Annotated in this window: 6 protein-coding genes and 1 pseudogene; 4 read left to right on the forward strand and 3 right to left on the reverse strand. The window is 70.1% G+C overall.

What is annotated here, in order from left to right; genetic code table 11:
- From ACFV2X_RS55010 to ACFV2X_RS55025, 4 genes and pseudogenes are all read left to right on the forward strand, one after another.
- Positions 1 to 291, forward strand: a pseudogene (locus ACFV2X_RS55010) (sugar ABC transporter permease); the annotation flags it as partial.
- Positions 281 to 1,123 (forward strand): carbohydrate ABC transporter permease, encoded by an 843-nt coding sequence (locus ACFV2X_RS55015; protein WP_385631740.1) that lies wholly within the window; start codon positions 281 to 283, stop codon positions 1,121 to 1,123. The pseudogene ACFV2X_RS55010 and the gene ACFV2X_RS55015, both read left to right, overlap by 11 nt.
- Positions 1,124 to 1,795: 672 nt before the next feature.
- Positions 1,796 to 2,575, forward strand: a complete 780-nt coding sequence (locus ACFV2X_RS55020; protein ID WP_385631742.1) for a nuclear transport factor 2 family protein — start codon at positions 1,796 to 1,798, stop codon at positions 2,573 to 2,575.
- Positions 2,576 to 2,600: 25 nt separating this feature from the next.
- Positions 2,601 to 3,149, forward strand: coding sequence for a TetR/AcrR family transcriptional regulator (locus ACFV2X_RS55025; protein ID WP_385631744.1), 549 nt, complete (start codon positions 2,601 to 2,603; stop codon positions 3,147 to 3,149).
- 94 nt (positions 3,150 to 3,243) lie between these two features.
- Here ACFV2X_RS55025 and ACFV2X_RS55030 read toward each other — a convergent pair whose 3' ends face one another.
- From ACFV2X_RS55030 to ACFV2X_RS55040, 3 genes are all read right to left on the reverse strand, one after another.
- Entirely contained in the window at positions 3,244 to 3,366 is a 123-nt protein-coding gene (locus tag ACFV2X_RS55030) for a hypothetical protein (RefSeq protein WP_385631746.1), read from the reverse strand.
- A 62-nt stretch (positions 3,367 to 3,428) separates the two neighbouring features.
- Positions 3,429 to 5,528 carry a beta-galactosidase gene (locus tag ACFV2X_RS55035; protein ID WP_385631748.1) on the reverse strand — a complete coding sequence of 700 codons (2,100 nt, stop codon included), beginning with the start codon at positions 5,526 to 5,528 and terminating at the stop codon, positions 3,429 to 3,431.
- 134 nt (positions 5,529 to 5,662) lie between these two features.
- On the reverse strand, positions 5,663 to 6,668 hold a 1,006-nt coding region (locus tag ACFV2X_RS55040; protein WP_385631749.1), incomplete at its 5' end, for a LacI family DNA-binding transcriptional regulator.

The following is a 6,668-nucleotide window of genomic DNA, read 5'->3' on the forward strand; positions in this document are numbered from 1 at the left end:
TGGCAGACCGCCTGGCACATCCAGATCCCCATGCTCCGCAAGTGGATCGTGTACATGGTCATACTGGCCTTCGCGGGCGGTGCGCAGCTCTTCGTCGAGCCGCAGCTGCTGTCCCTCGCCAGCGTGGGTGTGGCCGGACGCGACTACTCGCTGAACCAGCTGACGTACGACTTCGCCCTCCAGATGAACAACATCAACGGCGCCGCCGCGGTCTCGGTGGAGCTCCTGGTCGTCAGCGCCTCTGCCGCCGCGATCTTCGTCGCACGGTCGGGATTCTTCGATGCCGACTAAAGGCCCCTCCCGGCTGCTGACCGGCTCCGTGCTGGCCGTGTTCGTGGTGTTCTTCGTGCCGCCGGTGCTGTGGCTCGTCCTCGCGGCGACCAAGACCGACCAGCAACTGGTCCACGACAACCCGCTCTCCTTCGGCTCCTGGCACGCGCTGAAGGCCAACTGGGACGCGCTCACGGCGTTCCAGGACAACGCCATCATGCAGTGGCTGGGCAACTCCGCTCTGTACGCGGTGATCTCCCTGGTCATCACGCTCTGTGTGGCCGTACCCGCGGGATACGCCCTGGCCATGACCGAGTTCCGCGGCCGACGGACCCTGCTGGTCTCGACCCTGGTCGTGATGCTCATGCCGACCGCCACGCTGGTGGTGCCGCTGTTCCTGGAGATCAACGCGGTGCACCTGATCGGCACGATGTGGTCGATCATCCTGCCGTACTCGTTCTACCCGTTCGGCGTGTACCTGACGTACATCTACTTCACCACCGCCGTGCCGAAGGACCTGCTGGCAGCGGCGCGCATGGACGGCTGCTCGGAATTCGGCGTCTTCCGGCACGTCGCGCTGCCGCTGGCGACTCCGGTCGTCGCGCTCGTCGGTTTCTTCAGCTTCGTCGCCAACTGGACCAACTACTTCCTGCCGTACGTCATGCTTCCCGAGAGCAGCCAGATGCCGGTCCAGGTGGAGGTCGGAACCCTGCTCAGCAACGTGCCGTCCTTCAATCCGGCCGTCGGCACCCATCGTCCCCCGGAGCAGACTGGCCCTGCCGGACTACGTCCTGCCGGCCAGCACGTTCGTCGGCAAGGACGTGTCGTCCATTCCCGTCCGAAGCGCCGGTGATGGGAGCAAAACCTCTGGCTGGCCCCTTCCGGTACGACGACGTTCGCCGTCGGCCCCACCATGACCAAGGCGACGGGAACCGCGAGGACCATCAAGGTTCCGCCATCGACCGGTGACTATAACCTCTACGTCGTGGACGCGCAGGGGCACGCATCCGCCGAGTCGAAGTCACTCGTACGGCAGCGATGAACCCACCTCGACGGCGCCCTCGCACAGTCGGGCATCGATGCACATGCGTCGACGGTGACGTGAGGCGGACGGGCTGAAAGCGGCGAGGGACCGGCGGGACGGTGCCGGCGGCGGGACGAGCCGGCCATCGCGGAGCAGGTGTTGAGCCGCCTGGCCGAGCAGGTCCAGGCCGACGCCGAGGCCGACGCTCCGGTGTCGGCGAAGGTGCCCGGGGGGGGCAGTCCTGCTCATCCCGCACCGCAGCGACGCGGCCGAACTGGCTCGCCAGCCTGGTACGCGGCCAGCTGAAGAAGATCCGCTCGCGGTGGCGGGCCCTGCCCGCGGGGAAGATCGCCGCCTTCGTGCTCGCGGTGCTGCGCTGTGACCAGCGGCCGGGCGACCTGGCCGGCGGCAACGGGATACACCGCACCACCGTGACCCGGTGGGTCAGGGAGACCGTGGGCCTGCCGGCCCGCCCGCGCCCCGCGCCCGGACCGCGCGCTCGTGATCGCGCTCACCGATGACAAGGGCCGGCTGCTCTGGGTCTCGGCGGCCCGCCCCGGACATACCTCGGAGATCACCGCCTGCCGTCGCGATCGGCTCACCGCCAGGCTGCGGGCGGCCGGCCTCGGAGCCATCGCCGACCTGGGATTCGTCGGGCTCGACGACAGCGGTCCCGACGCCGATCCGGCGGTGATCACCGGCTACGAGGCCGCCCGGAACCGGGCTCCCCTGGCGTCACCTCCTGCTCGACCACCCGCAGCAGCCGGCGTGGTAGGTTATCGGTCGACCACTAACGTAGGAGTGAATATGAGAGTCAAGGAAGACGACGCCACCCGCCGCGCCGCTGCCCAGCACACCCTGGCCGAGCACCTGCGCCTTACCGCCGCAGGACACGTCGACGAATGGGTGGAGCTGTTCGCCCCGGACGCGGTGCTCGAGTTCCCGTACGCGCCGGCCGGCGTGCCCCAGCGGGTAACGGGGCGAGACGCACTGCTCGCGCACATGAGCAAATTCCCCGAGACCTTTGACGTCGAGTTCGTCGACCTGGTGTTCCACGAGACGGTCGATCCGAGTCTGGTGATCGCCGAATTCCGCTCGAAGGGCACGGCGCTGCCGACCGGCAAGCCGTACGAGCAGACGTGCATCTCCGTCGTCCGGACCGATGACGACGCGCGCATCACCCACTACCTGGACTACTGGAACCCGCTGGTGGCGATCGAGGCGCTCACACCCCAGGACGTGCCGTCCGACCCTGACCTCAGCGTGACATTTGGAGGCTGAGGGGAGCCGTGTTTGACTGACGCCCATGCCTGCCGCCGGTACCAGCACGAAGAGCGACGAACGACGTCGGACCATCATGGCCGCCGCGGTCGACCGCTTCGCGCAAAAGGGTTTCTACGGTACGACGACGCACGAGATCGCCGAGTGGGTCGGCATCTCTCAGCCGTATCTCTATCGCCTGTACCCCAACAAGGAAGCACTGTTCGCGGCGGCGGTCGACCACGTGTCCGTCGTCATGAACGAAACCTTGATCGCGCACTCGCCGGCGCCGGGTGGGGCCGCGCCGGCGCCCGAGGCGGCGTTGGATGCCGCACGCGGCGCCTACGCCGCGCTCGTCGCGGACCGGAACATCCTGCGTTTCCTCATGCACGCGAACTGCGCCGCCGGCGAGCCGCTCGTGGGGCAGGCGGTGCGCCGGTGCTACGCCAAGCAGGTTGACACCGTTCGGCAGTTGCTGGGCGACGACGACGCCGTGCGGCGCTGGTTCGGCGCCGGAATGCTCGACAACGTGGTCGCCGTGCTGGGTCTGGCCGACATCGATGAGCCGTGGGCGCACGTCCTCACCGCTCGATGACCCGACACCGGCAGTTCGGCGACGACCGGCCCGAGTCTCCCTCGTAGGCCAGGGGCGGCCTCCGCCCCGGCCCGGCCCTGCTCGACCAGCCGGTTCAGGACCCGGCGATCACGAGCTCCTCCCTCTCGGCCTGGACCTCCTGTAGCTGTTTGGCCAACTCCGCAGCGAGCGTGTCCAGTTCACTCCGGCGAGCCGTGATCCGCGCCAGCTCTCCCACGCTCTCCCGACCCTCACACCAGACCTGACCAGCAACTTCACGATGCACACCACTCACTCCGGCTACTCGCTCGCGTCGGCGCCCGGGTCGGCCGGCGGCACGGCTTCCTCGACGCACACCCGCACGTCCCACGGGCCCAGAGGCAAGGTGTCTCCGGCCGCGTACCGCCGGCCGGTGAGGACATCGCGGACCGGGCTCGGCAGCGGGAAGGCGGTCTGGTCCCATGACCAGTTGTGCACGAAGCGCAGCCGGCTGCCGTCCCTGGCGGTGGCCCCGGTGGAGGTGATCGACGGATGGCCGGGGCGCCACGGGTCCGTGCCGGTGGCGGCCCACTGGAACAGCGCGCGGGCCAGGGTCTGGTCCGGGACGGTACCCACGCAGGTGATCCTCCCGGCTCCGTAACGGTGGGTGGTCACAGCGGGCCACTGGGCGAAGTGCGGGTGCTCGTAAGCGGCCAGTACCTCGGCCTCGGTGGGGGACAGCGCGTCGGCCCAGGCCGTGGCGCGCGCGGCCGACGGCAGCGGCATCGCATCCGTACCGGTGACCGGCAGTGGCGACGCCAGGTTGGAGAACTCCTCGTAAGCGACGCCGGCCGCCGCGGCCAGGCGCGCGGGCTGGATGTCGGTACGCGCCCTGGCCTCGTGGTCGGCGTAGCCGGTGCGCGGACCGAGCAGGAGGTGGCCACCGGCTTGCGCGTACTCCAGCAGCCGGTCCAGGGCCTGGTCCTCGGCGATGTAGTAGCCGGAGGCGACCAGCAGCGGCGGCAGGTCGGCGGTCTCCAACTGGCCCGGGTGGACGATGCGTGCCTGTAGCCCCGCGTCGAAGGCGCCGCGGTAGAAGGCGCCGAACAGGCGTCCGTAGGAGCCGGTGTCGGGACCGTCGGGGGTGGAAAGCGGCGACTGGTGCTGCAGCGCCCACATGCTGGGGTGGTCGAAGAGGAAGGCCGCGTCGGCGTCCGGGCGCAGGCCCGCGACGAGACCGCCGGCCGTCTCCAGCTCCTCCCCCAATCGGGCCAGTTCCCGGTAGATGCGGCCCGGGCGGCCGCTGTGCGGGAGGATCCCGCCCCAGAAGGTCTCGGTGCCGAAGTGCAGGGTGTGCCAGTGCCAGTACTCGATCATGGACGCGCCGCGGGAGATCAGTGCCCACGCCGCCTGGCGCCACTGGCCGTCGTAGGCCGGGTAGTTCATCTCCGGGCCGCCGATGGCCTGGGCGTCGGTCTCGGTGACCAGGAACGGCTCCTGCCGGGAGGCGAACATCCGATCGGCGCTCTGGTACAGGGCCCAGGTCCCGCGGCTCGCCCACCCCTGGGGTGCGGTGTCCCGGTCCGGCAGCGCCAGACCGTCCTGCATGGCGTAGTACGGGTTCCCGGCGGTGACATCCAGCGCCTTCGTCAGTTCGGCGTCCTCGGCTGCCACCCGGTCGTAGGAGATGCACGTGGTGACGAACTGCCCCGGCCTGGCGTACTCCCGTACGAGGTCGGCCTGCCACGCGATGAACTCGGTGGTCTGGCGGGCCTGGAAGCGCCGCCACGCCAGGTCGTACTGCGGCTGCGCGTTGCCGTCGGGGCGCCACAGGTCAGCCCAGTCGCTGAGCCGGTGCGACCAGTAGACCAGGCCCCACTCCCGGTTGAGCGTTTCGACATCCTGGTAGCGGTGGCGCAGGTCGTCGACGAACCTCTGGAAGACCCCGTGGTTGTGCAGAAGCGCCACGCCCGGCTCGTTGTCGACCTGGAAGCCGACGACCGCGGGGTGGTCGGCGTAGTGCTCCACGATCTTGCGGATGACTCGCTCGGCGTGGAAGCGGAACGCCGGGTGAGTGAAGTCGACCTCCTGCCGGTGGCCCCACGCGATCCGCTCCCCGGTGCGCCGCTCCCCCGCGATCTCGGGATACTGCCTGGCCAGCCACGGCGGAACCGCGTAGGTGGGAGTGCCGATGATCACCCCTATCCCACGCTCGTGCGCGCCGTCCAGCACCGGGCGCAGCCACTCCAGCGCGAACCGGCCGTTCTCCGGTTCCCAGGTCGACCACACGGACTCCCCGACCCGGATCACCGAGAACCGGGCCTCGGCCATCAGATCCAGGTCCTCCTTGAGCCGGTCGTGCGGCTGGTACTCGTGGTAGTAAGCGGCGCCGAAAAGGACCCGCTCAGCAGGCTCGTACATGTGTTTCTCCACTTCTGTCTGTATGGGGGCGGCCGCCTGGCGGCGCTCCACGCCGAAGAGGGTCGGCAGCCCCAAAAGCAAGGTGGCCTGACCTTCACAGCGGGCAAAGGAAGGTTCCGCCTTCTGGTGGGCCGTCAGTGCCGGGCCACCGGACGCGCGGTGGATTCCCTGAGGACCAGCTGGACCGGAATGCGGGCGACGGCCGGGAGATCCGGATGGTGCTCGATCCGGGTGAGCAGCAGATCCACCGCACGCTCGGCGACAGCTGGGAAATCCTGTCTTACGGTGCTCAGCTGCGGGGTGACGTATGCCGCCAGCGGGATGTCGTCGTAACCCATGACGCTGACCTGCCCCGGCACGTCCAGGCCCGCCTCCGCGAAGGCCCGTATCGCGCCGATGGCCATGTCGTCGTTGGCGGCGAACACCGCGGTGAGCCCTCGTACGCGGGCCAGTTCGATCCCGGCCGTGTAGCCCGAGGCGGCGGTCCAGTCGCCGGCTTCCGGCAGCGGCGGCTCCGGCGCGCCCGCCGCGGCCAGGGCCTCCCGCCAGCCCTGGAGCCGGTCGCGGGCGGACCACCACTCCTGCGGTCCTGGCAGGTGCCAGACTGTGTGATGGCCGAGGGCCAGCAGGTGCTCGGTCGCGGCACGGGCCGGCGCGATCCCGTCCTCGCGGGCCAGGGCCAGGCTGACCACCGGTACATCACCCACCTCGCGGATCGGCGCGCCGTCGCCGACCGGGTTGAGCACCACGATGCCGTCGACGCCCTGGGCGAGCAGGGAGTCGATCGCCTCCGCCTGCCCGTCGGGCACGCTGTCCGCCACGGCATCCGACGCCACCGCATAGCCGCGGGAGCGCGCCACCCGCTGCAGGGCGACCAGTTGTGCGGAGGGGCCGTACAGTTCGACGCCGACCGACACCACGCCCAACCGCCCGTAGCGGCCCCGGATGAGCGCGCGGGCGGCGGTGTTGGGGCGGTATCCGAGCGCATCGATCGCTTGCTGCACGCGCACCCGGACATCGGCGCTGACGTGCGGCTCGCCGTTGACCACACGCGAGACGGTCTTCTGGGACACACCCGCGGCCCTCGCCACGTCGTGCATGCCCGGTCCGCGTCCGGTGCGGGGCTGCGGCCCCGCACCG

This window comes from Streptomyces sp. NPDC059679, from assembly GCF_042734105.1.
Taxonomy (GTDB): Bacteria; Actinomycetota; Actinomycetes; order Streptomycetales; family Streptomycetaceae; genus Streptomyces.

Excerpts from the sequence above, each read along its gene's own strand:
- ACFV2X_RS55015 (WP_385631740.1), top strand. The coding sequence starts at position 281 with ATGCCGACTAAAGGCCCCTCCCGGCTGCTGACCGGCTCCGTGCTGGCC.
- ACFV2X_RS55025 (WP_385631744.1), top strand. The coding sequence starts at position 2,601 with ATGCCTGCCGCCGGTACCAGCACGAAGAGCGACGAACGACGTCGGACC.
- ACFV2X_RS55035 (WP_385631748.1), bottom strand. The coding sequence starts at position 5,528 with ATGTACGAGCCTGCTGAGCGGGTCCTTTTCGGCGCCGCTTACTACCAC.